Source organism: Streptomyces fradiae ATCC 10745 = DSM 40063, from assembly GCF_008704425.1.
GTDB lineage: Bacteria > Actinomycetota > Actinomycetes > Streptomycetales > Streptomycetaceae > Streptomyces > Streptomyces fradiae.
This window is the reverse complement of sequence record NZ_CP023696.1, coordinates 4,385,569-4,411,471: the sequence shown is the minus strand read 5'-3', so window position 1 is coordinate 4,411,471 and position 25,903 is coordinate 4,385,569. Positions and strand designations below refer to the sequence as shown.

24 protein-coding genes are annotated in these 25,903 nt (G+C 75.5%); 5 read left to right on the top strand and 19 right to left on the bottom strand.

From position 1 onward, the window contains the following. Window positions 1-283: 283 nt before the first annotated feature. Entirely contained in the window at window positions 284-1,045 is a 762-nt protein-coding gene (locus tag CP974_RS19865) for an isoprenyl transferase (protein WP_031137120.1), read from the bottom strand. A gap of 118 nt (window positions 1,046-1,163) precedes the next feature. Between CP974_RS19865 and mgrA the strand changes: the two genes are divergently transcribed. Beyond that, window positions 1,164-2,201 carry an L-glyceraldehyde 3-phosphate reductase gene (gene mgrA, locus CP974_RS19860; RefSeq protein ID WP_031137118.1) on the top strand — a complete coding sequence of 346 codons (1,038 nt, stop codon included), beginning with the start codon at window positions 1,164-1,166 and terminating at the stop codon, window positions 2,199-2,201. 447 nt (window positions 2,202-2,648) lie between these two features. On the opposite strand, the gene CP974_RS19850 is transcribed toward mgrA, so the two are convergent. Then, window positions 2,649-3,596, bottom strand: coding sequence for a prepilin peptidase (locus CP974_RS19850; RefSeq protein WP_150485899.1), 948 nt, complete (start codon window positions 3,594-3,596; stop codon window positions 2,649-2,651). Window positions 3,597-3,714: 118 nt separating this feature from the next. Between CP974_RS19850 and CP974_RS19845 the strand changes: the two genes are divergently transcribed. Further along, window positions 3,715-4,197 (top strand): DUF192 domain-containing protein, encoded by a 483-nt coding sequence (locus CP974_RS19845; RefSeq protein WP_078915944.1) that lies wholly within the window; start codon window positions 3,715-3,717, stop codon window positions 4,195-4,197. On the opposite strand, the gene CP974_RS19840 is transcribed toward CP974_RS19845, so the two are convergent. The 13 genes from CP974_RS19840 to CP974_RS19780 form a co-directional block, all read right to left on the bottom strand. After that, window positions 4,169-5,380 carry a putative hexosyltransferase gene (locus tag CP974_RS19840; protein ID WP_150485898.1) on the bottom strand — a complete coding sequence of 404 codons (1,212 nt, stop codon included), beginning with the start codon at window positions 5,378-5,380 and terminating at the stop codon, window positions 4,169-4,171. The two genes, CP974_RS19845 and CP974_RS19840, sit on opposite strands and share 29 nt — an antisense overlap. Before the next feature lie 598 nt (window positions 5,381-5,978). Next, window positions 5,979-6,614 (bottom strand): OmpA family protein, encoded by a 636-nt coding sequence (locus CP974_RS19835; RefSeq protein ID WP_031131498.1) that lies wholly within the window; start codon window positions 6,612-6,614, stop codon window positions 5,979-5,981. Further along, window positions 6,614-7,225 (bottom strand): hypothetical protein, encoded by a 612-nt coding sequence (locus tag CP974_RS19830; RefSeq protein WP_308447206.1) that lies wholly within the window; start codon window positions 7,223-7,225, stop codon window positions 6,614-6,616. Before CP974_RS19830 ends, CP974_RS19835 begins: the two co-directional genes overlap by 1 nt. Window positions 7,226-7,245: 20 nt before the next feature. Then, window positions 7,246-7,917 (bottom strand): pilus assembly protein TadG-related protein, encoded by a 672-nt coding sequence (locus CP974_RS19825; RefSeq protein ID WP_031131501.1) that lies wholly within the window; start codon window positions 7,915-7,917, stop codon window positions 7,246-7,248. Then, window positions 7,914-8,147 carry a hypothetical protein gene (locus tag CP974_RS19820; RefSeq protein ID WP_031131503.1) on the bottom strand — a complete coding sequence of 78 codons (234 nt, stop codon included), beginning with the start codon at window positions 8,145-8,147 and terminating at the stop codon, window positions 7,914-7,916. The genes CP974_RS19825 and CP974_RS19820 overlap by 4 nt, the downstream gene beginning before the upstream one ends. Window positions 8,148-8,558: 411 nt before the next feature. Continuing rightward, window positions 8,559-9,452, bottom strand: a complete 894-nt coding sequence (locus CP974_RS19815) for a DUF5936 domain-containing protein (protein WP_031131505.1) — start codon at window positions 9,450-9,452, stop codon at window positions 8,559-8,561. Between the two features lie 27 nt (window positions 9,453-9,479). Then, window positions 9,480-10,418 carry a type II secretion system F family protein gene (locus CP974_RS19810; protein ID WP_031131507.1) on the bottom strand — a complete coding sequence of 313 codons (939 nt, stop codon included), beginning with the start codon at window positions 10,416-10,418 and terminating at the stop codon, window positions 9,480-9,482. 46 nt (window positions 10,419-10,464) lie between these two features. Beyond that, window positions 10,465-11,811, bottom strand: coding sequence for a TadA family conjugal transfer-associated ATPase (locus CP974_RS19805; RefSeq protein ID WP_031131508.1), 1,347 nt, complete (start codon window positions 11,809-11,811; stop codon window positions 10,465-10,467). Further along, a complete protein-coding gene (locus CP974_RS19800; protein ID WP_031131510.1) occupies window positions 11,808-12,191 on the bottom strand; it encodes a TadE/TadG family type IV pilus assembly protein in 384 nt (127 codons plus the stop codon). Before CP974_RS19800 ends, CP974_RS19805 begins: the two co-directional genes overlap by 4 nt. Further along, window positions 12,188-12,646 (bottom strand): TadE/TadG family type IV pilus assembly protein, encoded by a 459-nt coding sequence (locus tag CP974_RS19795; protein ID WP_223844461.1) that lies wholly within the window; start codon window positions 12,644-12,646, stop codon window positions 12,188-12,190. Before CP974_RS19795 ends, CP974_RS19800 begins: the two co-directional genes overlap by 4 nt. Before the next feature lie 23 nt (window positions 12,647-12,669). After that, window positions 12,670-13,899, bottom strand: coding sequence for a CpaE/TadZ family protein (locus CP974_RS19790; RefSeq protein WP_031131514.1), 1,230 nt, complete (start codon window positions 13,897-13,899; stop codon window positions 12,670-12,672). A 16-nt stretch (window positions 13,900-13,915) separates the two neighbouring features. Beyond that, window positions 13,916-14,644 carry a Flp pilus assembly protein CpaB gene (gene cpaB, locus CP974_RS19785; RefSeq protein ID WP_031131515.1) on the bottom strand — a complete coding sequence of 243 codons (729 nt, stop codon included), beginning with the start codon at window positions 14,642-14,644 and terminating at the stop codon, window positions 13,916-13,918. A gap of 325 nt (window positions 14,645-14,969) precedes the next feature. Continuing rightward, window positions 14,970-15,851: a hypothetical protein gene (locus CP974_RS19780; protein WP_031131517.1), complete on the bottom strand. Its 882-nt coding sequence runs from the start codon at window positions 15,849-15,851 to the stop codon at window positions 14,970-14,972. Between the two features lie 656 nt (window positions 15,852-16,507). On the opposite strand from CP974_RS19780, the gene CP974_RS19775 reads away from it, so the two are divergent. Next, window positions 16,508-18,199, top strand: a complete 1,692-nt coding sequence (locus CP974_RS19775) for a chitinase (RefSeq protein WP_031131519.1) — start codon at window positions 16,508-16,510, stop codon at window positions 18,197-18,199. Window positions 18,200-18,271: 72 nt separating this feature from the next. Here CP974_RS19775 and CP974_RS19770 read toward each other — a convergent pair whose 3' ends face one another. Then, complete coding sequence (locus CP974_RS19770; RefSeq protein ID WP_051839383.1) at window positions 18,272-19,609, bottom strand: Nramp family divalent metal transporter; 1,338 nt, start codon at window positions 19,607-19,609, stop codon at window positions 18,272-18,274. A gap of 572 nt (window positions 19,610-20,181) precedes the next feature. On the opposite strand from CP974_RS19770, the gene CP974_RS19765 reads away from it, so the two are divergent. Then, window positions 20,182-21,534 carry a M14 family metallopeptidase gene (locus CP974_RS19765; protein WP_031131523.1) on the top strand — a complete coding sequence of 451 codons (1,353 nt, stop codon included), beginning with the start codon at window positions 20,182-20,184 and terminating at the stop codon, window positions 21,532-21,534. 89 nt (window positions 21,535-21,623) lie between these two features. Here CP974_RS19765 and CP974_RS19760 read toward each other — a convergent pair whose 3' ends face one another. The 3 genes from CP974_RS19760 to CP974_RS19750 form a co-directional block, all read right to left on the bottom strand. Then, a complete protein-coding gene (locus CP974_RS19760) occupies window positions 21,624-22,073 on the bottom strand; it encodes a RidA family protein (protein WP_051839385.1) in 450 nt (149 codons plus the stop codon). 168 nt (window positions 22,074-22,241) lie between these two features. Further along, on the bottom strand, window positions 22,242-23,000 hold the full coding sequence (locus tag CP974_RS19755) for an IclR family transcriptional regulator (RefSeq protein WP_031131527.1): 759 nt from the start codon (window positions 22,998-23,000) through the stop codon (window positions 22,242-22,244). Then, window positions 22,997-24,190, bottom strand: a complete 1,194-nt coding sequence (locus tag CP974_RS19750) for a sugar kinase (protein WP_150485836.1) — start codon at window positions 24,188-24,190, stop codon at window positions 22,997-22,999. The genes CP974_RS19755 and CP974_RS19750 overlap by 4 nt, the downstream gene beginning before the upstream one ends. Window positions 24,191-24,421: 231 nt before the next feature. Between CP974_RS19750 and CP974_RS19740 the strand changes: the two genes are divergently transcribed. After that, a complete protein-coding gene (locus CP974_RS19740; RefSeq protein WP_223844462.1) occupies window positions 24,422-25,891 on the top strand; it encodes an alanine racemase in 1,470 nt (489 codons plus the stop codon). The last annotated feature ends 12 nt before the right edge of the window (window positions 25,892-25,903 follow it).

The following is a 25,903-nucleotide window of genomic DNA, read 5'->3' as shown; positions in this document are numbered from 1 at the left end:
GTGGGCGCCCACCCGCGGGAGGCGGCCGACCAGCGGCTTCGGCGCCCGGCCCCGGACGCGCCGGAGCCGGGCCGCGTCCGTCGGCGGCCCGGCTCGCGGGGCGGGGGTGGTGGCGGGAGGAAGGGGAGGGGGAGGAAGGGGGAGGGGGGAGGCGCCGGCGCGGGGATCGTGGGCGCGGGCCCCGGCGGGCCGGGGGCCGTGGCGGCGGAGGCGGGTCCGTGGCGGGCCGGGGGCCGTAGGCCGTGGCGGGCCGGGGCGGTGGCGGGCCGGGGGCCGTGGCGGGTCAGGTGCCGTAGCGGCGGTGGCGGGCGGCGTAGTCGCGCAACGCCCGCAGGAAGTCGACCTTGCGGAAGGCCGGCCAGTGGACCTCGCAGAAGTAGTACTCGGAGTGCGCCGACTGCCAGAGCATGAAACCGGACAGCCGCTGCTCCCCGCTGGTGCGGATCACCAGGTCCGGGTCGGGCTGGCCGCGCGTGTAGAGGTGCTCGGCGATCATGTCGATGTCGACGATCTCCGCGAGCTCCTCGAACGACGTGCCCTTCGCGGCGTGGTCCAGCAGCAGCGAGCGGACGGCGTCGGCGATCTCCTGGCGGCCGCCGTAGCCGACCGCGACGTTGACGAGTATCCCGTCGATGTGCCGGGTCGACTCCTCGGCGGCCTTCAGGACCGCCTGGGTGCGGGCGGGCAGCAGGTCGAGCGTCCCGACGTGGTGCACGCGCCAGCGGCCGTCGGCGGCGATCGTGCGGACCGCGTCCTCGATGATGCCGAGGAGCGGCACGAGCTGCTCCTCGGGGCGGTTCAGGTTGTCGGTGGACAGCATCCAGAGCGTGACGACCTCGACGTCCGTCTCGGTGCACCAGCCGAGCATGTCCATGATCTTGCTGGCGCCCGCCTTGTGGCCCTGCTCGGGGGTGCCGCCGGACGCCTTCGCCCAGCGGCGGTTGCCGTCGAGGATGACGCCGATGTGCTTGGGCACCTGGGCGTGGTCGAGGCGGCCCTCCACCCGGCGCGCGTAGAGCCTGTACACCAGGTCGCGCAAGTTCACCGATCTCACCTCTCGCATACGGGGCACCGCTGGCCGTCCCCCGAGGGCGCCACATTACTGCGCGCTACGGGCGGCGGCCCAACCCGGTGTGTCACAACTCCGTGATAGGGAGGAAGGCATGTCCGAATCCCCCATCCACCGCGCCGCCGACGACCGGTACGACTCCATGGAGTACCGCCGGACCGGCCGCAGCGGCCTCAAGCTCCCCGCCGTGTCCCTGGGCCTCTGGCACAACTTCGGGGACGACCGCACGCTGGAGTCCCAGCGGGCCATCCTCCGCAGGGCGTTCGACCTCGGCGTCACCCACTTCGACCTGGCCAACAACTACGGCCCGCCGCCCGGCTCGGCCGAGCGGAACTTCGGTCGGATCCTCGCCGAGGACTTCCGGCCGTACCGGGACGAGCTGATCGTCTCCACCAAGGCCGGGTACCTGATGCACCCCGGCCCGTACGGCGAGTGGGGCTCCCGCAAGTACCTGCTGTCCTCGCTCGACGCGTCGCTGAGGCGGATGGGCCTGGAGTACGTCGACATCTTCTACTCCCACCGCTTCGACCCGCACACCCCGCTGGAGGAGACGATGGGCGCCCTGGCGGACGCCGTCCGGCAGGGCAAGGCGCTGTACGCGGGCGTCTCCTCGTACAACAGCGAGCAGACCGCCGAGGCGGCGGGGCTGCTGCGCGAGATGGGCGTCCCCGCGCTGATCCACCAGCCGTCGTACTCGATGATCAACCGCTGGACGGAGGAGGACGGCCTCCTCGACACGCTGGAGGCGCAGGGCATGGGCTGCATCGCCTTCGCCCCGCTCGCGCAGGGCATGCTCACGGACAAGTACCTGCGGGGCATCCCCGAGGGGTCGCGGGCGTCGCTCGGCAAGTCCCTGGACCCCGGCCTGATCACCGACGAGGTCGTGCGGCGGCTGAGCGGCCTGGACGCCATCGCCCGGCGCCGGGGCCAGTCACTGGCGCAGCTCGCCCTCACCTGGGTGCTGCGCGACGAGCGGATGACGTCGGCGCTGATCGGCGCGTCGAGCGTGGCCCAGCTGGAGCAGAACGTCGCGGCGCTGAGCGGTCCGCCGCTGACGGAGGAGGAGCTGAGGGAGATCGACTCCTTCGCCGTCGACACGGAGGGCGTGAACATCTGGGCCAACCGGGGCTGAGGGGCCGGGCCGGCGGCCGGGCGTCGGGCCGGGCCGGGGCGGGGCACGGGCTTCAGGCCGGGGCCGGGGGGACGGGCGTCAGGCCGGGGCGGGGGCTGAGCGGGGGGACGGTCGTCAGGCCGGGGCGGGGGCTGGGCGGGGGGCCGAGCGGGGCCGGGGACGCGGCGGCGGGGGGCGCCTGGGCGACGGCCGGGGGTGAGCCGGGGGTGGCCGCGGCGGGGCTCGGGGAGGGCGGCGCGGCCGGGCAAGGAAACGGGCCGGTCCGTGGGGGGGATACGGACCGGCCCGAGGGGGGGAGTTCCACCATAACCCTTCGTAAAGGGTGGTGGGTGCCACGACATGCCGTCGTCACGCTCCGGAGGCGGTGGACCGCGCTGCGGGCACGGGCACCGGCCCCGTCGTGTCCTCCGCAGGGGTGACCCGGCCGGAGAGGCACCCGGTTGACGTTCAGGGGGCGGGCGCGCCCAGCGCGAGGCCCAGCACCGCACCGGCGATCATGAACGGGCCGAACGGGATGGCACTCCCGCGCGTCGCCCGGCGGCGCAGGACCAGCCCGAGGCCGTACGCCCCGCCCAGGACGAACCCCGCGAACGCCCCGGCCAGCACGGCGGGCCAGCCGTACCAGCCGAGCGCGGCGCCCAGCGGTACGGCGAGCTTCACGTCGCCGAAGCCCATGCCGTTCGGGTTGACCAGGAAGAGCACCAGGTACGCGCCACCCAGCGCGAGACCGCCCTGCACGGAGGACCACCACGACCCGGCGTGGCCCGGCAGCAGCGCGGCGGCCCCCAGGAGGAGCGGGACCGCCGCGGCCAACGGCAGGGTCAGGGGGTCGGGCAGCCGGTGGACGCGCCGGTCGACCACCGCGAGGAGCAGCGCGAACGGCGCCAGCAGCAGCCACACCGCCAGCTCCGGCCGCCATCCGATGGCCCCCGCGAGCAACCCGCATCCCACGGCCCCGGCGACCGGCACGGCCACGCGGGACGCGCGCGGGCCGGTGGTACCGCCGCAGGAGCCGTCGGGGGGGCCGCCGCAAGGACCGTCGGGGGGGCCGTCGGGGTGCTGGGCGGCGGGGGGTGGGGCGGATGCTGCCGGGCGCGGGGCTGGACCGGTGGGTGCGGGGGGTGCGGGGGGTGCGGGGGGCGGGGCGGATGCCCGGGGTGGGGCGGGGCGCGCGGAGGCGGGGCTCCCAGGGGCCGGGGGTGGGGCGGGGCCCTCCGGGGGCGGGGCGCATGCGGGGCAGTGCGCGGGGCCCAGCCAGCCGCGCGGGCCCGGGGCGTAGGGGTGGCCGGCGGGGCACGCGTCGCGCCAGGGCTCGTCCGGCTCCACGGCGAACCGGTGCGCCGCGCGCCGTACGGCCAGCCCGGCGGCGGCGCCCCACAGGGCGGCGACGGTCATCAGCGTGGCGTACACACGCCGACCCTAGAAGGGACCGGGCCGCGCGCCTACGGGGCCGCCCAACCGGTACGGGGCCGAAACGGGTCCACGGGGCCGCCCGGACGCCTACCGTGCCGGTATGAGATGGCGGCGGGACGGTACGGGGATGCTGCGGGTCGCGGACGGGCCGCAGGAGGGCGGTGCGGCGCTCGGTCGCGGAGGCGCGGTGGAGCGGGAAGGCGGCGGCGCGGCGGGGCGAGGGGCCGGTGGTGTGGGGGCCGGTGGTGTGGGGGTGCCCCTGGAGATCGCCGCCTCCTACCGGACGCGGGCGCGCGGGCTGCTGGGGCGGGACGGGATCGACGGGGCGATGCTGCTGACCCCGTGCGGGAGCGTGCACACCTTCCGGATGCGGTTCGCCATCGACGTGGCGTACCTCGACCGGGACCTGCGCGTCCTCGCCGTCGTGCCGGGAATGCGGCCGGGGCGGCTCGGGCTGCCCCGGTTGCGCGCCCGGCACGTGCTGGAGGCGCGGGCCGGGGCGATGGAGCGGTGGGGGGTGCGGCCGGGCGTCCGGCTGGTGGTCGACGCGCCGGTCACGGGGGGCCCGGACCCAGCAGCGTGAACGCCCCGTACACGGCGGACGCCGACGCCGCCGCGGCCAGTACGGCCACCGCGTACCGGGTCCGCAGCCGGACCAGGGCGACCGCGGCGGGCAGCAGCAGCGGGAACGCGGGCATGATCAGCCGGGGCCGGGAGCCGAAGTACGCGGCGCCGACGAGGGACACGGCGGCCACGGCGAGCGTGTAGACCAGGACCGGCAGCGGCTGCCGCTGCCGCACGCACAGCCACACCGCCCAGCCGAGCAACGCGAACGCCGCGAGGAGCCCGGCCCCGGCGAGCGGCGCGGGTCCGGTCAGCAGGTCGCCGACGAACCGGGCGAGCGCGGCGCCCCCGTCGATCCTGTTGCCCCAGCCCGCCTGGACGTCGAAGTACGCGGTGGGGCTGCCGGTGCGGACCGCCACGTACACGACGTACGCCACCCAGCCCAGGGGCGCCAGCAGCACGCCGGCGGCCAGGCGCGGAGCGACCCGCCGTTCCCGGACGGCCGTGGCGAGCGCGGTGACGACGAGGGCGGCGATCAGCGCGACGGCGGAGGGCCTGGTGAGCCCGGCGAGCACCGCGAGGCCGCCGGCCGGGACCCACCGGCCGCGCAGCACGGCGTACAGCGACCAGGCGGCGAAGGCGGTGAACAGCGTCTCCGTGTACGCCATGGACTGCACGAACGCGGTCGGGTACACGCCCCACAGCACGGCCAGGGCGACGCCCGCGCGCCGCCCCGCGACATGCGCGCCGACCGCGTAGACGCCCCAGGCGGCGGCGAGCGAGGCGGCCCAGGCCACGGCCAGCCCGGCGGGCGCGGCGCCGATGGGCAGCGCCGCGGACAGGGCCCGCTCCAGGGCGGGCAACAGCGGGAAGAACGCCAGGTCGGAGTGGACGGCTCCGTCGGGGAGGGTGGTCTGGTGGCCGTACCCGTGCTCGGCGACGCGGACGTACCAGACGGCGTCCCAGCGGCCCATCAGCCGGTGCCAGGCGTCCTCCCCGCTCGCGGCGGCCGCGGCGAACAGGACCGCCAGCCCGACGATCCGTGTCGCTGCGTACCCGAGCAGCGCCGCCCCGACCCCCGCGCCCACCCGGCCGCGACCCCGGGGCGCCGTGGCGGGAGCGCGCGGTGCCGTGGGCGCGGGGGCGGCCGAGGCCGCGGACCTGGGGAGGGCGGGGGCGGTGGGCGGGCGGGGGGCCGGGATGGAGGCGGCCGGTACGGGGTCGACCGGTACGGGGTCGGCGGCTGTGTGGCCGGAGGCTATGTGGCCGGAGGCTATGTGGCCGGTCGGCGCCTGGGCGGCCGCGGGTGCGGTCCGGCGGGTCCGCCGCCCGGCCCGGCGCCGGGCCGGTACGGGGAGGAAGGGTACGTGCGCGTCCGGCACGCCGGGGTCGGCCTGGGCACGGGCGGGACCGGCAGCGGCCGGGCCGGTCCGGGGGCCCGCCTGGGCGGGGATGGACGGTGCGCCCGGGCCGGCCGGGGCCCGCGTCGACGCCGCCGGGGCGGTCGGCGGCGGGCCGTCGGGGCGGGCGGCTTCGTCCGGCACCGCGGCGGCGCGGGCGGGCGGGGCCGTTCGGTCCAGGGGCATCGGCCGATTATGTCCGCCGCCCACTCACGGCCGCCGGGCAACGGCCGGGACAGCGGTGTGAGGTACGTCCCGCCGATCCCGGATCCGAGGCGCGGAACGGCGGCGGGCCCGGGGGTGGCCCCGGGCCCGCCGCCGCCGTGGCCGCTGCCCGGCCGCCGCGCTCACCGCGGTGGCATGGTCGGCGCCCTCGCCTACCCGCCCATCGCCCCGTCGCCTACCCGCCCGTCGGGAAGGAGACCTCCACGCGGCGGTTCTTGCGGCGGCCCTCCTCGGTGCTGTTGTCCGCGATCGGGTACTGCTCGCCGTAACCGCGGATCTCGTACGTGATGTTCCGCCCGGCCAGCAGCGGCGACAGCACCCCGTGCACGGCGTCGGCGCGCTGCTTGGACAGGACGTCGCCGTGGGCGGCGGAACCGAGGTCGTCGGTGAAGCCGAACACCCGGAGCTTGGTGGCGTTCTGCTTCTTGATCTCCTCGGCGATGGCCGCGATACGGCTGTTCGCCTCGGGTGTCAGCTTGGCGCTGTCCTTGCCGAAGAGCACCTCGGCCTGGAGCGCGAACTTCAGGTTCGTACTGGTCTCCTCACGGCGCTCCTCACCGCCCTCGGACTCCACGATGGACACGATCGGCAGCACCTTGGCGGCGGCCAGGGTGGCGCCCTCGCGCATCTTCAGTCCGGGAGCGGCCGGGTCGATCTCCGGCACGGGCGCGGACGCCTCGGTTCCGGGCGGCACGGCCCCCGGCGTCTCGTCGGCGTGCGCGGGGGAAGGCGCGGCCAGGTGGACACCGGTGAGCAGCACGAGCGCACCCAGCAGACCGGTGACCGGGCGTCGGACGGGGGCGGCGCGCATCACGAGATCTCGATGGTCGCGGTGGGCATGAGCGGGAACTGGATGTCGACCTGTCTGACGGTGGTCGGCGGCGCGGGGAACTGCGCGAACACGGAGATGGACTGATTCGCCTGCATGGTGTTGACGCCCGTGGTCGTCAGCGGATAGCCCTCGGTGTCGCGCAGTACGTAGTAGCGCTTCTTCTCGACCTTGTCGACCAGGGTGACCCCCGCCAGGGACGGGCCGGTCTTCTGCACCTGGATCTCCTGGCCGCTCCACTGGGGCGGTGTGACAACCAGCTTGCCCGTGGTGTTCTTGAGTGTTCCGTTGACTGTGAGGAATCCGCCCTCTTCGCGGACGGCGCTGTGGATGACGATCTCAAGCCCGTTGCCCCCGCTGATCGTGGCCAGCGTCGCGCTCGTGTCCGGCCCGGTGGACGCCTCCTGCGGGGGAGGGGCGCTCGCGCCCGCGGGTGCCGAACCGACGGTGCCGGCCTTCTGGGGCCCGCCGTCCTTGGCGTCGTCACCGCCGCCGTTGCCGCAAGCCGTGAGCAGAGCCGCCAGCGCGGCGGCCGTGGCTGCGACCCGAACCGCGCGTGCGGTCGCGCCGTACTGCGTACCCATGCGTGTCATTCCTCTGCGTTCCTTCGCGGTCAGTCCTCGGTCAGCCGCACCTCGAAGAGGCCGGACATGTCCGGGAGGTCTAGGGGATCGAGGTCCAGCTTCGTGCCCTCGCAGTCCAAGGACCCGGGGGACGGCTTCTTTCCGTCGGTGGGGGCTTCGTCCGCGGGGGCCTCGTCGTCCCTGGACTCGTCCGGATTCCCGCCGTCCGGAATCTCCTCGTCCGGCACGTCGTCGGCCGCTGCTTCGAAGGAGCACCGAGGCAGGACGACGGCAGTGGCGGTGGCGGAGGCATGCTGGCCCTCCGTGCCCGGCAGGATCGTGTCGCCCACGGGCTTCACCGACCGGACGGTCACACGGAAGCCCCACCGTCCGTCGCCCAGGGCCCCGCACTCGCTCACGCTCGCCCCGTTGGCGGCGGCGTAGGTGTGGGCGGCCGCGCAGCCGTCCTCCCCCGTCAGCTCGCCACCGAACAGGTCCTCCCAGCCGGGACCGTCGAGGAGGCCGAGGTCGAACCGGTCCCTGGACTCCTTGGCCGCGGCCAGGGCTGCGGCGTCAGCAGCCGACTGGGCACCGTTCCGGGTGGCACCGGCCTGGCCCACCGCGAAGAACGCGAGCGCGAGAAAGAGCAGGCTCACCAGCATGAAGACGTACAGGGGGGACGCCTGCCCCGCGTCCCGCCCGCGGGCACGTACTCCGGTCAACCACCGAGGATCGCGCTGACGCGGGCGATGAGGCTCGACGCGATGGTCGAACCGATGCCGGAACCCACGAGCGCGGCGATGATCACCCCCACCAGGATGATCACCCCCACGTACTCCACCGCCCCCTGGCCTCGGTCGGAGCGGTGCTTCAGGGCGGTGGCCGTGGTGTGCGCCCAGGTGCCCACGTACACCTTGGCCTGAGTCAGGGCCTTCAGTGCGATGTTCGACATGGCGGTCCCCTCCGGGGTCGGGATCGTGCGGGTCTTCGGTGCCGGGTGCGCGTGGTGCCGGGTCCGGTTCGGGTGCGGTCACGGGGGTGGGGTCGTGACCGTACTCAGGGTGAACCCCCATCATCATGGGCCTCAAGCCCCGTCCATGGGCCGGATTCGGCAACCAGGGCGGGAAACTGTGATCAGCCATGGCCTGTCGCGCCCCCGTCGCTCCCGTCGTCTCCCGTTGACTCGGCAACGAATGTCCCACATCCGCTTGCGGAAGCGAAGCCTCTTCCCCACATTCGGCCGAGTCGAGGCGACCGCCGCTCCCCGCCGCGGGCAAGGGATCTGACGGTGCGGCGGGCGCGGTGAACGGGTCCGGTCCGTGTGCGGTCGCAGACGCCCGGCGGGCGGGGCGGGGGTGCGGGGTCACGGCCGGCCGCCGAGCAGTTCGGTGAGGTCGACGCCGGAGCCGTAGTAGAAGCTCAGCGCGATGAGGATCATCGTGGCGGGCAGCATGACGAGGGTCACCACGAGCGTCGTCTTGGGGACGGCCTTCGCGGCGGCGCGGCGGGCGTTCTGGGCGTCGGTGCGGCGCATGTCGTTGGCGATCTGGATGAGCGTCTCCACGATCGGGGCGCCCAGTTCCTCGCCCTGCTGGAGGGCGGTGACGAACATGGACACCTGCTCCGAGGCGTTGCGCTCGCGCAGCTGGTCGAAGGCGTCGCGGCGGCTGACGCCCATGTCCATCTGGCGCAGGGTGATGCGCAGTTCGTCGGCCCAGGGCCCGGAGTACCGCTCCGCGACGCGCTCCAGCGCCTGGCGGAAGCCGAGCCCCGCGGAGACGACGACGGCGAGGACGTCCAGGAAGTCGGGCAGGGTCCGCTCGATGTCGTCCCTGCGGCGCCGGATCGCGAGCCGCAGCAGCACGTCCGTCCACGTCAGCCCGTACGCCAGGACGACGGCCGCCACGACGGGCTGGCCGCGCAGCAGCATCGCGAGGGCGGCGGCCACGCCGAGGGTGCCGTACACGGCGCGGCGGGCGGCGTACCGGTCGACGGTGAGGCCGCCGGGGTTGCCCGCCATGTCGAGGCGGCGGCGCAGGGCGTCGACGCGCCGGGGGCCCATCAGGCGCAGGACCGACGGCGCCCAGCGCATGCCGAGCCGGTCGACGCCGGAGCCGACGGCGGTGGTGCGGGTGGCGCCGACCTCCAGGGCGACGGCGAGGTCGCCGGGCAGCTCGGCCTCGGCGCGGTACAGGCGTACGCCGTGGAAGATCCCGTACACGGCGAGGCCGGTCAGGGCGGCCAGCAGCAGGACCATGCTTCCCTCCTCTCCCTTCCCCGCGCCTCAGACCCGGACCCGCGAGAGGCGGCGGATCATCACGAAGCCGGCCGTGTACAGCGCGAAGGCGACGAGCGAGCCGGCCTGCCCGGCGAAGGAGCCGGTCATCTTGTCCAGCGCCCCCGGGTTCATCCCGTTGATCATCAGGAGGAAGCCGAGGCCGAGGAGGGGCAGGGCGAAGGCGGTGACCTTCACCTGGGACAGCAGGGTGGTGACCTCGCGGCGGGTCTCCTTGCGCTCGTCGAGGGTGCCGGTGAGGTTGCGCAGCGAGCCGACGACCTGGCCGCCCGCCCGGTTGGACAGGACGAGGGTGGTGACGAGGACGACGAGTTCGCGGGAGGGCAGCCGGTCCGCGAGGTCGCCGAGGGCGTCGTCCAGGCTGCGGCCGACGGCGAGCTGGTCGGCGACCCTGCGCAGTTCCTCGCCGGCCGGGTCGTCCAGCTCGTCGGCGGCCATGGAGATGGCGGTGCGCAGGGCGAGCCCGGCCTGGGTGGCGTTGGCCAGGACGCGGGTCAGTTCGGGGAGCTGGTTGATGAACGCCTCGGTACGGCGGCGCCGCTGCCAGGTGAGGAAGGCGTCGGCGCCCCACAGCCCGGCGAGGACGGCCAGGACGCCGAAGAACGGGGCGAACACGGCGGTCGCCGTGGCGTACAGGGCGACGAGGCCGGCGAGGGCGTACACCGTGTACTCGGCGGGGGTGACGTCCAGGCCGGTGGCGGCGAGCTTCCGCTCGACGCGGCGGCCGTAGCGGGTGCGGCGCAGCCGCCGGTCGAGGGCGGGGAACCGGCGGCCCCGGCCGGCGAGGGGGACGGGGCCCGTCTGGGCCATCCGCGCCACGAGCGCCTTCTGCTGCGCCCTGCCGGCGGCGTGGGCGTGCACGCCCAGGACGGCGAGGAGGCCGGCCAGGAGGGTGGCGCCGAGCGTCAGGAGCGGGAGGTTGTCCATCGTGTCGTCGTCCGTCGATTCCGGTTGTCGTGGGGGGCGTGTGGGGTTACGCGGCGGTGGCGCCGCGCAGGGCGAGCTGGGCGTCGCTGTGGGCGACGCCGAAGGCGGCGGGGGTGGGCTCGTTGTGCAGGCGGAGGCGTTCGGCGATGCGGCGGGGCAGCGGGTGGTGGGTGAAGCGGCCGTGGACGCGGCCGTCGGGGGTCATGGGCTGGGCCTCGAAGCGGCAGACGGTGGCGATGCGGTACTCCTCGCGGCCGTGGGAGTCGAGGACGGCGATCTCGGTGATCCGCCGGGTGCCGTCGGCGTGCCGGGTGAGCTGGACGATCACGTCGACGGCGCTGTTGATCTGGTCCTTGACGGCGGCGTAGGGGACCTCCACCTCGGACATGGAGGCGAGGGTCTGCAGGCGCGTCAGGGCGTCCTCGGCGCTGTTGGCGTGGACGGTGGCGAGGGAGCCGTCGTGGCCGGTGGACATGGCCTGGAGCATGTCGAGGGTCTCGCCGCCGCGGACCTCGCCGACGATGATGCGGTCGGGGCGCATGCGCAGGGAGTTGCGGACGAGGTCGCGGATGGTGATGCGGCCCTTGCCCTCGACGTTGGCGGGGCGGGCCTCCAGGGTGATGACGTGGGACTGCTGGAGGCGCAGTTCGGCGGAGTCCTCGATGGTGACGATGCGCTCGCCGTCGGGGACGAGGCCGGAGAGGGCGTTGAGGAGGGTGGTCTTGCCGGTGCCGGTGGCGCCGGAGACGATCACGTTGAACTTGGCGCGGACCAGGGCGGAGAGCAGCATCACCATGTGCTCGTCGAGGGAGCCGAGGGCGACCATCTCGTGGAGCGTGAAGGCGCGCGGGAAGCGGCGGATGGTGAGGACGGGGCCGCTGAGGGAGAGCGGCGGGATGATGACGTTGACGCGTTCGCCGGAGGGGAGGCGGGCGTCGACCATGGGGTTGGACTCGTCCACGCGGCGGTTGACGGTGGAGACGATCCGCTCGATGGTCTGCATGAGCTGGTCGGTGGAGGAGAAGCGCATGGGCAGCCGTTCGAGGCGGCCGTGCCGCTCGACGTACACCTGGTCGGGGCCGTTGACCATGATCTCGCTGACGGAGGCGTCCTCCAGGAGCGGTTCGAGGATGCCGAGGCCGAGCGCCTCGTCGACCACGCGGCGGATGAGCTGGGACCGCTCGGTGGAGGAGAGGACGGGGCCCTCGCGGCTGATGATGTGGCCGAGGACCCGTTCGAGGCGGACGCGCCGGTCGGCGGCCGGGAGGGCGGACATCTCCGCGAGGTCGATCTCCTCCAGGAGTTTGGCGCGGTAGACGCCGACGAGGTGGTCCTCCTCGCCGTCCTTCCCGCCGGCCGGGTCGGTGCCGGTGATCCGGGCGCGCAGGCTCATGGGGTCCCTCCCTCGCTGGTCGTGACGGGCATGGTGGTGGTGCGGGTGACCGGGTCGAAGCCGAGGAGGGGCAGGACGGTCGGGATGCGGACGGTGACGGTCGCGGTGACGTCCTCGGGCCCGGCCGGGGCGCTGACGGAGGCGCCGTCGGCGAGCCAGCCGCTCATGGCGGCGCGCCCGGCGGACGCGCCGTCGCCGCCCTGGGAGGCGACGCGGGCGGCGGCGCGGGAGGCGGTGCCGGCCTGCTGGGCGGCGTAGGCGACGATGCCGAGCTGGATCGCGGCGAGGGCGGCGATCAGCAGGAAGCCGATCCAGCCCACGAACTCGATGGCCGCCTGGCCCCGGTCGGGGCGGGGGCGCGGGTGCGGGCGGGGGGTCACCGGGGGTCCCGTTCGTCGGCCGCCGCCGCGTGGGCCCGGACGGTGAAGGGGAGGTTCGCGCCGGGGAACAGGGCGGGGACGCGGATGCTGACGTCCGCCGTGAACAGGTCGCCCGCGCCGCCGCACGAGGTGCTCGCCGACCAGGCGCCGGACAGCTTCGACCCGGCCGCGGCCGCGCAGTCGCCGCCGACGGCTCCCGCGCGGGCGGCCTCGTCGGCGGCGTTGCCCGCCAGGGAGTACGTGTAGCCGATCAGGGCCGCCTGCCAGAGCAGGAGCAGGACGCCGAGCACGAGCGGGACCATGCCGGTGAACTCCACCGCCACCTGGCCCCGGTCGCCGTACCGGTGCCCGCCGTCGCCGTACGGGAGCCGTGGGGCGCCGTACCGGTGCCCCTCGTCGCCGTACCGCTGTCGTCGGCGTCCGCCGTGCGGCGCCTTCGTCCGCGCGCGTGCCATGGCCGCCCCTCCCCTCTCCCCCGCTACTTCCTGCGTGCCTTCAGCAGCCTGCCCGGCCGGGCGCCCGTCGATTCCGGGGCCTTGACCAGGCCCAGCTCTCCGGCGAGCGCCCACAGGGCCTGCTTGACCGCTGACTTGGCGTCCAGGTCGTGCATGCGGCCCGCGTCGACGGCCGGCTGGAGCTCCTTGAACGCGGCGGGCACGGCGGTGCGGGCGACGCGGGTGCCGGTGATGCGCTCCACGAGCGCGGGCTGGATCTCGGTGTTGCGGGTGTGGCGGTTGACGACGGTGGTGGTGTCCTCGCCCTTGCGGATCTGGAGCCGGTCCCAGAGGCGGACCATGCGCTTGGCGGCGCGGACGGCGACGACGTCGGGGGTGACGACGAGGAGGGCGGTGTCGGCCATCTCGACGGCGGCGGCGTTCGCGGAGTCCATCTGCGTGCCGCAGTCGACGACGACGACCTCGTAGCGGTGGCGCAGGGCGCTGACGATCTGGCGGGCGGACCGGTCGGTGACCTCCTCGCCGCGCTCCCCGTCGGCGGGGGCGAGGAGCAGGGCCAGGCCGGTCGGGTGGGTGTAGAGGACGTCCTGGAGGACGCGGGGGGTGATGTCCTCGATGGCGGCGAGGTCGGCGGCGGAGCGGCGGAACCGCACGTCCAGGTAGGAGGCGACGTCGCCGGACTGGAGGTCGAGGTCGGCGAGGGCGACCGTGCGGCCGGAGGCGCGGGCGGCGAGGGCGAGCTGGACGGCGGTGACCGTGGTGCCGACGCCGCCCTTGGCCCCGCTCACGGTGACGACGGTGCCGCCCGGCCCGGTGTGGGCGTCGCCGCCCTGGCCGAGGTGGCGGCGGACGCCGGACGCCCAGGCGGCGGCGGACTGGACGCGCTGGGCGAGCTCCTCGTACGACAGGGGCAGGCCGACGAGTCCGCGGGCGCCGGAGTCCATGGCGGCCGAGTACAGGCCGGGGCTGGTGTCGCCGGTGACGAGGACGACGCCGACGGCGGGGAAGCGCAGGGCGGTCTCGCGGATCAGGTCGAGCGCGGGGACGGGGCCGATCCGCTCGTGGACGAGGACGACCTCGGGCAGCCCGTCGAGGGAGTCGGCGGCGGCGCGGGCGAGCGTGTCCACCAGGGTGGTGGAGTCGCCGGCGGGGGCGGGAGCGGCCTGTTCGACGTCGGGGAGCTGGTCGAGGAGGGTGGTGATGGCGCGGGCCGCGTCGGGGTCGCCGACGGCCGCGAGGACGCGAACGGTCATCGTGCTGCCCGTCCCCTCACTTGTTCTTGTCTTCGTCGAGGGTGTACCTCGAGTCGCCGGGCTTCAGGGCGGCGGGGCCGTCCTCGGGCAGCAGGGCGAGGCGTACGTGCTCGGCGAACGACTCGGCGTAGGCGACGCGCTGGGCGTCGGCGGTGGTGAGGGCGAAGGTGATCGGCACGGCCTCGCGGGCGCCGCCCGCCGTGCCGCCGCCGTCGGCCCGGCGCTGGTCGAGGGGGGTGAGCCGGCCGACGTCGAGGACGCGGGCGCCGGCGACGATGAGCCGGGACTCGGCGACGGCGTTCTTGCCGCGGCCCTCGTCGTCGAAGGTGGCGAAGATGTTGACCCGCGCCCCCGCGGTGATCTTGCCGGCGACGCCGGTGGAGGCGTCGATCATGATGGCGATCTCCTGTTCGCCGGCGGCGAGGGCCGGGCGGTCGGCGACCATGTCCTTCTGGAGCAGGGAGCCCTTCTTGAGGCCGGCCGCGGCGATCTTGCCCTGGACGGCCGAGAGGTCCCGTACGGCGTTGGCGGACAGCCACCGCTCCGGCATGGTGACCTTCTCGAACTGGGCGGGCCGCAGGGCCGCGTAGGCCGGTACGTCCGCCTTGACGCGGTACGCCGCGACCTCGGGGCCGACCTTCGCCTGGACGTCCGTGACGATGGCGACGACGCCGGCGAACGCGCCGAGGGCGCACAGGACCGACAGGACGAGCAGGATGACGCCGCGGCGCTGACGTGCGTTCATGGGCGGGAGAACCTCGCGAGGTGGCGGGCGGGGGACGGCCGGCGCGCGGCCGGGCGCGCGGGTGGCGGGCGGTGAGCCGTGGGGCGTGGGGGCGGTGAGCGGTGGGCCGCGGAGCCCGTGGGCGGTGGGCGGTGCCCGGACGCCGGGGCGGCCCCGGGCGGAGCGGGCCGGTCCGGAACGGCCCCGAGCGGAGCCGACCCGGGCGGAGCCGACCCGGCCGGAACGGACCCGGCCGGGGCCGACCCGGGCGGAGCGGGCCTGCCGGGGGCCGCGACGGTGAGCCCGTCGAGGGCCGCGACGGCGGGCCGGGGGGCGGCGTGGCGGGTCACGACGCGTGCCGCATCGGCGGGCCCGCCGGGAGGGCGGCGGGGCCGCCGGGGTCCGGCGGGGCGAGGGGCGCCGCGCAGAAGCCGCAGCGGTCGCCGAGCAGTTCGCTGCCGCACCAGCCGCAGGTCTCGCGCCGTACGGACGACACGAGCTGGTGCAGTACGGCGAGGTCGGGCAGGTACGCGGCGAACTCGACCAGCTTGCCCGCCCCCCACCACCCGGCGGAGGCCGCGGGGAGCGCCACCTCGTCGACGCCCTGGACGCGCCAGGCGGCCGCGAGGGTGCCGGTCACCCAGTCGCCGGCGAGCTGGCCGCGCGCGACGGCCAGGCGGGTGGCGAAGTCGGGGCCGGGGAACGGGTCGCCGCCGTGGGAGCCGAGCCGGACGAGGCGGGGCCGCGGGTTGGCCAGGACGGCGAACTGGCTCCCCGGCATCCAGGACTTGGCGTGCGCCTTGAGCGTGACGGGGACGCGGTCGAGGCGGGCGACGGAGTTGAGTACGGCTCCGGCGTGGACGTAGTGGGCGAGGAGCCGGGCGGCGGTCGCGAGGACACCGGGCCCGAAGTCGCAGACGGAGAGCTGGCGCAGCTGGCGGGCGAGGACGGCGACGCCGAGCGGCGGCAGGTCGACCGGCAGCAGGGCTATCCGGTCGCTCTCCAGCAGGGCGCGCACGGTGTGGAGGCGGCGCACGTGGGCGGGCGGGGTGGACGCCGGGTAGAGCGCGACGACGTGGCCGCACTGCTCGACCAGCGTCTGGGTGTCGGCCAGGGCGGCGGCGAGTGACTGGTCGTCGGGGTGCGGGAGCACGGCGGCGCCGGGGGTGTGCGGGTCGGTCGGAGGTAGCACCAGGTCGGCGCTGGTGACGGCAATCGCGGTCGGCACGCTCGTTCCCCGTTCGGCTCCGGCCACCGGCTGTTCCCGGCGCGTCGCAGGCGGCTGCGACACCTGTCGCTCCGTGTGTGCTCCTGACCCGCACTTTATCGGCGGGAACGGGGCTGGTGAACCGCTTTCGGACTCCTCGTGGTGGATCATGCGCGGCGTGTGGGTCACCAATCGGGGCGAACGGGACACGAGTTGACCGGCGCACCGCCCACGGACCGGCGATCGGTGCTCCCATGCCGGTCCTGGACCTTGACAACGCGATTGGTCTGGACCAACTTGTACGGGCAGCGGGGCACGGCGGCCACCGTCCCGCACGCCCCCGATCGCCGACCAGCGACCCCGGACCACCGATCCCGGACCACCGATCCCCGATCCCCGATCGCCGACCACCGATTCCGACCGCCGATCACCCGTCACCGAGTCCTCCTCGGCCGCCTTCAGCCCCGCCGCCGCACCCCGCACGCCCCTCCCCGCACGCCCCTCCCCGCAGCGCCCCTGAGCACCCGTCATCCGCCTCCCCCCACCGGCGGCGGTGACCGGCCACCGGCCGCCCACACCGACCACGGGCGCCCCACCGCCGGGCCCCACGGCCCCGGAGGCGCCCGAGGCCCAACGCGCCCATCCCCCAACTCCCCCACCCCCACCGGAGGAAGCACGTGACCCGCACCAGATCGCTCGTCGGCGGCGCCGCCGCGCTCGCCGTCGCGTCCGGGCTCGTCCTGACCGGCGGCGCCGCCACCGCGCAGGCGGAGGACCGCAACGTCGCCCGCAACGCCGGCTTCGAGTCCGGCCTCGCCGAATGGACCTGCTCCGGCGGCAGCGGCGCCGCCGTCGCCTCGCCGGTCCGCACCGGCGCCGCCGCCCTGAAGGCGACGCCCGCCGGGCTGGACAACGCCCGCTGCTCCCAGACCGTGAAGGTCAAGCCCGGCTCGACGTACAGGCTGAGCGCCTGGACGCAGGGCGGGTACGCCTACCTGGGCGCGACCGGCACCGGGACGACCGACGTGTCCACCTGGTCACCCGGCTCCTCCGCCTGGCAGCAGCTGACCACCACCTTCACCACCGGCCCGAACACCACCTCCGTCACGGTCTACACCCACGGCTGGTACGGGCAGGCCGCCTACCACGTGGACGACGTGTCGGTCTTCGGCCCGGACGGCGGCGGGGGCGGCGACCCCGACCCGGTGGTGCCCGCAACCCCGGCCGGGCTGGCCGCGGGGACGGTGACCTCCTCGTCCGTGGCGCTCTCCTGGAACCCGGTGAGCGGAGCGACCGGCTACCACGTCTACCGGGACGGGGCGCGCGTCCAGTCCGTGTCCGGCACCTCCGCGACCGTGACGGGCCTGGCGGCCGACACGTCGTACGAGTTCCAGGTGACCGCGGCCAACGCCGCCGGCGAGTCCGCCCGGTCCGCGGCCGTCGGCGCCCGCACCGCGCCCGGCGGCGGCACCCAGCCGAACCCGACGGTGCCGAAGCACGCGCTGACCGGCTACTGGCAGAACTTCGACAACGGCGCCAAGGTGCAGAAGCTCCGCGAGGTCCAGGAGCAGTACGACATCATCGCGGTGTCGTTCGCGGACTCCACGTCCACGCCCGGCGAGATCACCTTCAACCTCGACCCGGCGGTCGGCTACGCCTCGGTCGCCGACTTCAAGGCGGACATCGCCGCGAAGAAGGCCGCCGGCAAGTCGGTCGTCCTGTCGATCGGCGGCGAGAAGGGCAACGTCATCATCAACAGCGACGCCTCCGCCAAGGCGTTCGCGGACAGCGCGTACGCGCTGATGCGGGAGTACGGCTTCAGCGGCGTGGACGTCGACCTGGAGCACGGCATCAACTCGACCTACCTGACGAAGGCGCTGCGCCAGCTCTCGGCGAAGGCGGGGCCGCAGATGGTCCTGACGATGGCGCCGCAGACCATCGACATGCAGAACACCGGCACGGAGTACTTCAAGCTGGCGCTCGCCGTGAAGGACATCCTCACCGTCGTCAACATGCAGTACTACAACAGCGGCTCCATGCTCGGCTGCGACGGCAAGGTGTACTCCCAGGGCTCGGTGGACTTCCTCACCGCGCTCGCCTGCATCCAGCTGGAGGGCGGCCTCGACCCGTCGCAGGTCGGCCTCGGCGTCCCGGCGTCGCCGCGCGGCGCGGGCAGCGGCTACGTCGACCCGTCCGTCGTGAAGAACGCCCTGGACTGCCTGACGCGCGGCACCGGCTGCGGCTCCTTCAAGCCGTCCAAGACGTGGCCGTCGCTGCGCGGCGCCATGACCTGGTCGACCAACTGGGACGCGACGGCGGGCAACGCCTGGTCCAACGCGGTCGGCCCGCACGTCCACAACCTGCCGTAGGCGGTACGCGACCGTCGGGCGCCGCGCCGTTCACGCGCGGCGCCCGACGGCCCGGCCGGAGCCCGCCCGTCGTCACCAGGGCAGGTCGCGCACCTGCTCGACGCACAGCACGAGGAACAGCACGCCCGCCGCGCCCAGCATCGTGTTCGCGAGCCACCCGTTGCGCCACGCGCGGGGCGTACGGTGGGAGTTGAGCAGCCACAGCAGGGTCAGCGCGAGGAACGGCATGAAGAAGGCGCCGATCACGCCGTAGACGACGACCAGCGCGAACGGCTGGTCGAGGAAGAGCAGCGACATCGGCGGGAAGGTCAGCCACAGCAGGTACGCGCGGAACGGCACCGACCGCTCCACCGGCACCGCGTCCGCGCCCGCGCCCGCGGCCCCAGCGGCCCCGGCGCCCTCACCCGCGGGGACGGGGGCCCCGGCGCCCGCGGGGCCGCCCGGCGCCTGGGCGGCCTCCGGCGCCGCCGAGGCGCCCTCCCGTCCCCGGACACGGGCCACGAAGTCCGCGAACAGCAGGCTCACGCCCTGCCACACGCCGATCAGCGACGTGACGGACGCGGCGAAGAAGCCCACCAGGAACAGCTTCGCCGTGGCCGTCCCGTACCGCTCCGCCAGCACCCCACCGAGGTCGATCAGGCCCCGGTCGCCCTTGGCGACGGCGATGCCCGAGGAGTGCAGCAGTTCGGCGCCGACCACCAGCATGGCCACCACGAAGACGCCGGTCGTCAGGTAGGCCACCCGGTTGTCGAACCGCATCACGCGCATCCACCCCGTGTCCCGCCAGCCCTTGGCGTTCACCCAGTAGCCGTACGCGGCGAGGGTGATCGTGCCGCCGACGCCGCCGACCAGGCCCAGGGTGTAGAGGAGCGAGCCGTCCGGCAGCGCGGGCACGAGCCCGGCGGCGAGGTCGTCCAGCCGGGGCCCGACCCGCACGGCCAGGTAGACGGTGACCAGGAACATGACGCCGACCAGCGCCGTCATGACCTTCTCGAAGACGGCGTACCGGTTGAACCAGACGAACAGCAGCCCGCCCACCCCGCACAGCACGGCCCACCACTTCAGGCCCATCACGCCGGGGAAGAGCGCGGCGAGCGGCAGCGCGGTGGAGGACATGGCGGCGGCGCCGTAGACGAAGCCCCAGACGCCGACGTACCCGGCGAAGTAGACGGTCGTCCAGGCACCCAGGGAGCGCCAGCCGTCGAGCAGGGTGCGGCCCGTGGCGAGGTGCCAGCGGCCGGCCGCCTCGGCGAGCGAGATCTTGATGAGGCAGCCGAGGACGGCGGCCCAGAGCAGGGTGTAGCCGTACTTGCCGCCCGCGACGAGCGTGGCGACCAGGTCGCCCGCGCCGACGCCGGTCGCGGCGACGACGATGCCGGGGCCGATGTACCGCCAGCCGGCCCGCCGCATCGCGGGCGGCCCGGCGGGAGCCCCGCCGCGCTCCGCCGGGCGGCCCCCGCCGCCTCCCGCCGCAGCGCCCCCGCCGTCGGCTCCCGCCGCCCGGCCGTCTCCGCCGTGCCCGTCGCCTCCGGCCGCCGGAGCGCCCACGCCGCTCCCCGCCCGGCCGTCTCCGCCGTTCCCGCCCTTCCCGCCGTTCCCGCCGTGTCCGGCCGCCGGTCTGCCTCCGCCCGGCGCCCGCCCGCCGCCGTCGCGCGCCCCCGAGCCGGGCGCGGTGCCCGCCGTGTCCGTCGTGTCCGCCATCTGCCGTCCGCCCCTCTTCACTGTCGGTCGATCATGAGCACGTCATCCACGCACCCGCACGCCGGCGCTCCGGGCGCGGCGGTGCGGGGGCGCGTCACCCGCACGCGCGACCCGCACGCGTGATGCGCGAGGTGGACGCGTGACGTGTACGTGTGACGTGTACGTGTGACGCGGCAGACCTTCCCTCGGTGACCGAAGTTCACTCTTGACGCGCTCATGCCATACCCGCGACCCTGCGTCGCACGGGGACACCCACCCCGACCCCCACTCCAGGAGCCAGCATGCGACTACGCATCACCGGCGGACGGTCCGTCACCCTCGCGGCCGCACTCGCCCTCGCCGTCGTGGCGCCGCTCACCGCCGCCGCCAGCACCCCCGGACCGGCCGCCGCACCGCCCGCCCAGGCCGCCCCGGACGCCGTCGAGGAGGTCATCCGCCAGTACGAGATCCACGGCCCCTCCACGCCCGCCGAACGCGCCGCCCTCGCCGCCACCGGCGTCTCCCTCGACGAGGTGGCCGCCCACTCGGTCGTGGTCAGCGCCAACGCCCAGCAGGCCCGCCGCCTGCGCGCCCTGGGCCACCGGCTGGAGGCGCTGCCCGGCCCGCCGGACCGCAGCGGCGCAGGCGCGGTCACGCCGATGGACTTCCCGTCCGCCGACTCCCGCTACCACAACTACGCGGAGATGACGGCGGAGATCGACCAGCGGCTCCGGCAGTACCCGGACATCATGAGCAAGCGCGTGATCGGCCGGTCGTACCAGGGCCGCGACATCGTCGCCATCAAGGTCAGCGACAACGTGGCCACCGACGAGAACGAGCCCGAGGTGCTGTTCACCCACCACCAGCACGCCCGCGAGCACCTCACCGTCGAGATGGCCCTGTACCTGCTGCGCGAGCTGGGCGCCGGCTACGGCACCGACAGCCGCGTCACCAACGCCGTCAACGGCCGCGAGATCTGGATCGTGCCCGACCTCAACCCGGACGGCGGCGAGTACGACATCGCCACCGGCTCGTACCGGAGCTGGCGCAAGAACCGGCAGCCCAACCCCGGCTCCTCGTACGTCGGCACCGACATGAACCGCAACTGGGACTACAAGTGGGGCTGCTGCAACGGCTCCTCCGGCTCGCCGAGCTCCGCCACCTACCGGGGCTCCGCGCCCGAGTCGGCGCCCGAGGTGAAGGTCGTCGCCGACTTCGTCCGCTCCCGCGTGGTGGGCGGCAGGCAGCAGATCCGGGCCGCCATCGACTTCCACACCTACAGCGAGCTGGTCCTGTGGCCGTTCGGCTGGACGTACTCCGACACGGCGCCCGGGATGACCCAGGACGACCGCGACGCCTTCGCCGCCGTCGGCCGCAAGATGGCCGCCAGCAACGGCTACACCCCCCAGCAGTCCAGCGACCTGTACGTCACCGACGGGTCGATCGACGACTGGCTCTGGGGCGACCAGCGCATCTTCGGCTACACCTTCGAGATGTACCCGCGCGGCACCTCCGGCGGCGGCTTCTACCCGCCCGACGAGGTGATCGAGCGCGAGACGTCCCGCAACCGCGACGCGGTGCTCCAGCTGCTGGAGAACGCCGACTGCATGTACCGGTCGATCGGCAAGCAGCAGCAGTACTGCGCGGCCTCCTAGCGTGACCGGGTGACGGGTGACCGGGTGACCGGGTGACCGGGGGTGGGCGGGCCCGCCCGCCCCCGGCCTCCGGCCCCGCGCCCTCGCCGTCAGTCCAGTACGGCGAGGGCGTCGATCTCGACGAGGAGCCCCTGCGGCAGGCCGACGTAGACCGTGGTGCGGGCGGGCGGCACCGCCACGTCCGCCAGGTACGCGTCGTAGACCTCGTTCATCTCGGCGAAGTGGGCCACGTCCGTCAGGTACACCCGCAGCATGACCACGTCGTCCCAGGTCGCGCCCGCCTCGGTGAGGACCGCCTCGACGTTGGCGAGGGTCTGGCGGGTCTGCTCGCGCAGCGTGGGGCCCGCCACGGCCGGCGGCTCGCCGGGCGCGGCCGGGAGGAAGCCGACCTGTCCGGCGACCTGGAGGATGCCGCCCTTGCGGACGCCGTGCGAGAAGCGGGCGGGCGGGGCGGCGTGGGTGGGCGGAGTGACGGCGGTCTTCCCGCCCGTGCCGCCCCGCCCGGCGCCCGCGCCCGGCGCACCCGCCCTGCCCGCCACATCCGTCGGACCTGTCACGCCCGCCGCACCCGTCACGCCCGTCACGCCCGTCGCGTCCGGCCCGCTCGCCTCGTTCGCCCCGCTCATCCCGCTCATGCCGTCCGTCCCGGTCATCTCGTCGTTCTCGCTCATCTCGCCTCTCTCGTCCCTCTCGGCTCTCTCGCTCGTCTACGTGGTCTTCGGGGGTGCGGTACCGCGGTAGTCGTCGCCGGCGGCGCGCGCGGCGGCGCGCACGCGGGGGAGGAGGGCGAGGAGTTCCTCCGCGGTGACGACCACGCTGGGCGCGGACACCGACAGGGCGGCGGCGACGCGGCCGTCGGGGCCGCGCACCGGGGCGGCGACGCAGTTGATGGACTCCTCGTGGCCGCCGAGGTCGGCGGCCCAGCCCTGTTCGCGTACGGTCGCCAGCTCCGCGCGGAAGGCGGCGGCGTCCGGCGTCGAACGGGGCGTGTACCGGGGGTAGTCGAGACGGGCGGTCAGGGCGTGCAGCTCCGGCTCGGGCAGGTCGGCGAGGACGACCTTGGCGACGGCGGCCACCGTGACGGCGACGGGGCGGCCGATCCGCGAGTACATCCGCACCGGGTAGCGGCTCTCCACCTTGTCGATGTACAGCACCTCGTCGCCCTCGCGGACGGCGAGGTGGACGGTGTGGCCGGTCTCCTCGTTGAGCCGGACCAGGTGCGGGTGGGCGACCTCCCGCACGTCGAGGCTCTCGGCGGCCTCGTGGGCGAGCGCGAAGAGGCGGGCGCCGAGCCGGTAGCGCTGGTCCTGCTGCCGGTGCACGAGGCCGTGCTCGTGCAGGGTGCGCAGCAGGCGCAGGGCGGTCGACTTGTGGACGCCGAGCCGCGCGGCGACCTGCCCCAGGTCGGCGGGGCCCCGGGCGAGCAGCGGCAGGATGCTCAGCGCCCGGTCGACGGTCTGGCTCATCGCGTGCGTACCTCCTCGTCGTCGTCCGGCCCCGTCTGTGGCCGCCGGGGTCCTGGACGCAGTCTCCCGCAGTCCGCTCCCCCGCCGCCCACCCGCCCGCCGGGTCCCGTCGCGGGCGCCGCCGCGGGTCCCGCCACCGGCGGGGCGGGCGCGGGCACGGGTACGGGCGCGGCGGGGCCGGGCGGCGGGGCGAGGTCGCCCGGCACGGCGAGGACGGCCGCCGCCGCCCGGTGGCCGTGCGCCAGCCGGGCCGCGAGCGGCAGGCCGCGCAGGGCCGCGTCGAGGTACCCGGCCGCGAAGGCGTCCCCGGCCCCGGCGTACGAGACGACCTCCACGCGCGGCGCGGGCACCCGCACCCGTACGTCGTGCCCGGTCACCGCCTCGCGCGCGAACGCGGTCGCCCCCGCGGCGCCCGCTTTGACGACCAGCACCGCAGGCTCCGGGAGGGCCTCCCGCACGGCGTCCGGGCCGTGCAGGTCCAGCGCGTCGGCCGCCTCGTCCTCCCCCGCGAACACCAGGTCGGCGCCGCGCGCCAGTTCGAGCAGGACGCGCCGCGCCGTCGCCGGGTCGGGCCACAGGGACGGGCGGTGGTTCAGGTCGAAGGAGACCAGGGGCCGGCCGGGGCGCCGGGCGGTGAGCGCGGCCACGAGGTCCCGGCAGCCGGGCGAGAGCGCCGGGGTGATGCCGGTCAGGTGCAGCACCCGCCCGGCCGTCGCCTCCTCGTACGGGATGTTCCGCGGGGACATCGCGGACGCGGCCGAGCCGGCCCGGTGGTAGACCACCTCGTGCGCGGCGCCGGCGCGGTCGGCGGCCGTGCGGAAGTACACCCCGGTCGGCCGGTGCGGGTCCCGGCGCACCCCCGACACGTCCACCCCGTACGCGGCGACGGCGGCCACCAGGTGGTCGCCGAACCCGTCGGCGCCGACCCGGCTGATCCAGCGCACCCGGTGCCCGGCGGCGGCCAGGGCGCAGGCGGTGTTGGACTCGGCGCCGCCCACCGCGCGGGTGAACGCCGGCACGTCGGCGAGCCGGCCGGGCCGGGACGGCAGGAAGGCCACCATGGACTCGCCCAGGCAGACCACGTCGGGGGCTCCCGCCGTACCACCGCGCACCGCACCGCCCACCGCCCGCCCCGGCGGCGGCCCCACGGCCCCGCCCGGCCCGTCCGTCTCCCGCCCCGACCCGCCCATCGCCCTCCCCCGCCCGTCCTTCAGTCCGCCCGTCCTTCAGTCCGCCCGTCCGCCCGCCCGCCCGTCCGTCGGCCCGCCCGTCGGTCCACCCGCCCGTCCGCCCGGCCGGCCCACCGCTGTCCGGCCCGCCTTCCGCCCGGGACCATTGACCCGCCGTCCGCCCGGATGCTAGACACCGACGAGCACGACCCGCAACGACCGTTGCACCATGCGCAACGAAAGGGAGGCCCCATGGCCGCCGCCGCCCAGCCACCCGCACCCGGCTCCGCACCCGGCTCCACCCCCGGAGCCGCCCCCTCCCCCGGCTCCACCCCCTCCCCCTCCACGCCCGGCGCCCTCGCCGCGCGGCTGGGCGACGAGCGCCTCGACCACCGCTTCAAGGGCCTCCCGCCCGACGCGGACGGCCTGACGGCCGATGAGCTGGCCGCCCAGCGGCGGAACGTCTTCACCGGCGGCTTCACCACCCCCCTGCTCACGCTCTCCGCCGAGTCGCTGGAGCACAACCTGGCGCTGCTCGGGACGTACGCGGCGCGCCACGGCCTGGCGTTCGCGCCGCACGGGAAGACGACGATGGCGCCGCGGTTGTTCGCCCGCCAGCTGGCGCACGGGGCCTGGGGCATCACCGTGGCCGTCCCCCACCAGGTGCGGGTGTGCCGGGCGTTCGGGGTGGGCCGGGTGTTCCTCGCCAACGAGCTGGTCGACGCGGCGGCGCTGCGCTGGGTGGCCGGGCAGCTCGCGGACGACCCGGGGTTCCGCTTCGTCTGCTACGTCGACTCGGTGCGCGGCGTCGAGCTGATGGACGAGGCGCTGGCCGGGGCGGCCCGGCCGGTGGACGTGGTGGTCGAGCTCGCGGCGGGCGAGGGCGCCCGGACCGGGGTGCGCACCGAAGCGGCGGCGCTGGAGGTGGCCGGGGCGGCGGCGCGGGCCGCGTCGCTGCGCCTGGTCGGCGTCGCCGGGTACGAGGCGCAGGTGCCGGACGCGTCCCCGCGGGCCGTACGGGCGTGGCTGCGGCGACTGGTGGCACTGGCGGCGGAGCTGGACGGCCGGGGCCTGTTCGCGGACGCGGAGGAGATCGTCCTCAGCGCGGGCGGCAGCGAGTGGTTCGACGCGGTGGCGGAGGTCTTCGCCGAGGTGCCGGAGCTGTCGGCGCCGGTCCTGAAGCTGCTGCGCTCGGGGGCGTACGTGTCGCACGACCACGGCCACTACGAGCGGCTGACGCCGTTCAACCGGGTGCCGGACGAGGGCGCGCTGGCGCCCGCGTTCCTGCTGTGGGCGCAGGTGGTGTCCCGGCCCACGCCGGGCGAGGCGTTCCTGAACGCGGGCAAGCGGGACGTGTCGTACGACCTGGCTCTGCCCGTACCGCTGCTGGTGCGGTCCGGCCGGGACGGGGTGGTCCGCCCGGCGGAGGGGCTGGCGGTGACGGCCCTGTCGGACCAGCACGTGTGGCTGCGCACGGCCCCGGCGGACGGGGCGGACCCGGCGGCCCGGGCACGGGGCGCGGACCCGGCCCCCGTCGGGGGCGCCGACGGCGCGGCGGGCGGTACGGCGGGCGGTGCCCCGGAGGGCTGCGGGGGCCTGGAGGTCGGGGACTGGGTGGGGCTGGGCCTCGCGCACCCGTGCACGGTGTTCGAGAAGTGGCCGCTGATCCCGGTCGTGGCGGCGGACGGCACGGCGGTCGACTACGTCCGCACGTTCTTCTGAGGCCGGGGCGGG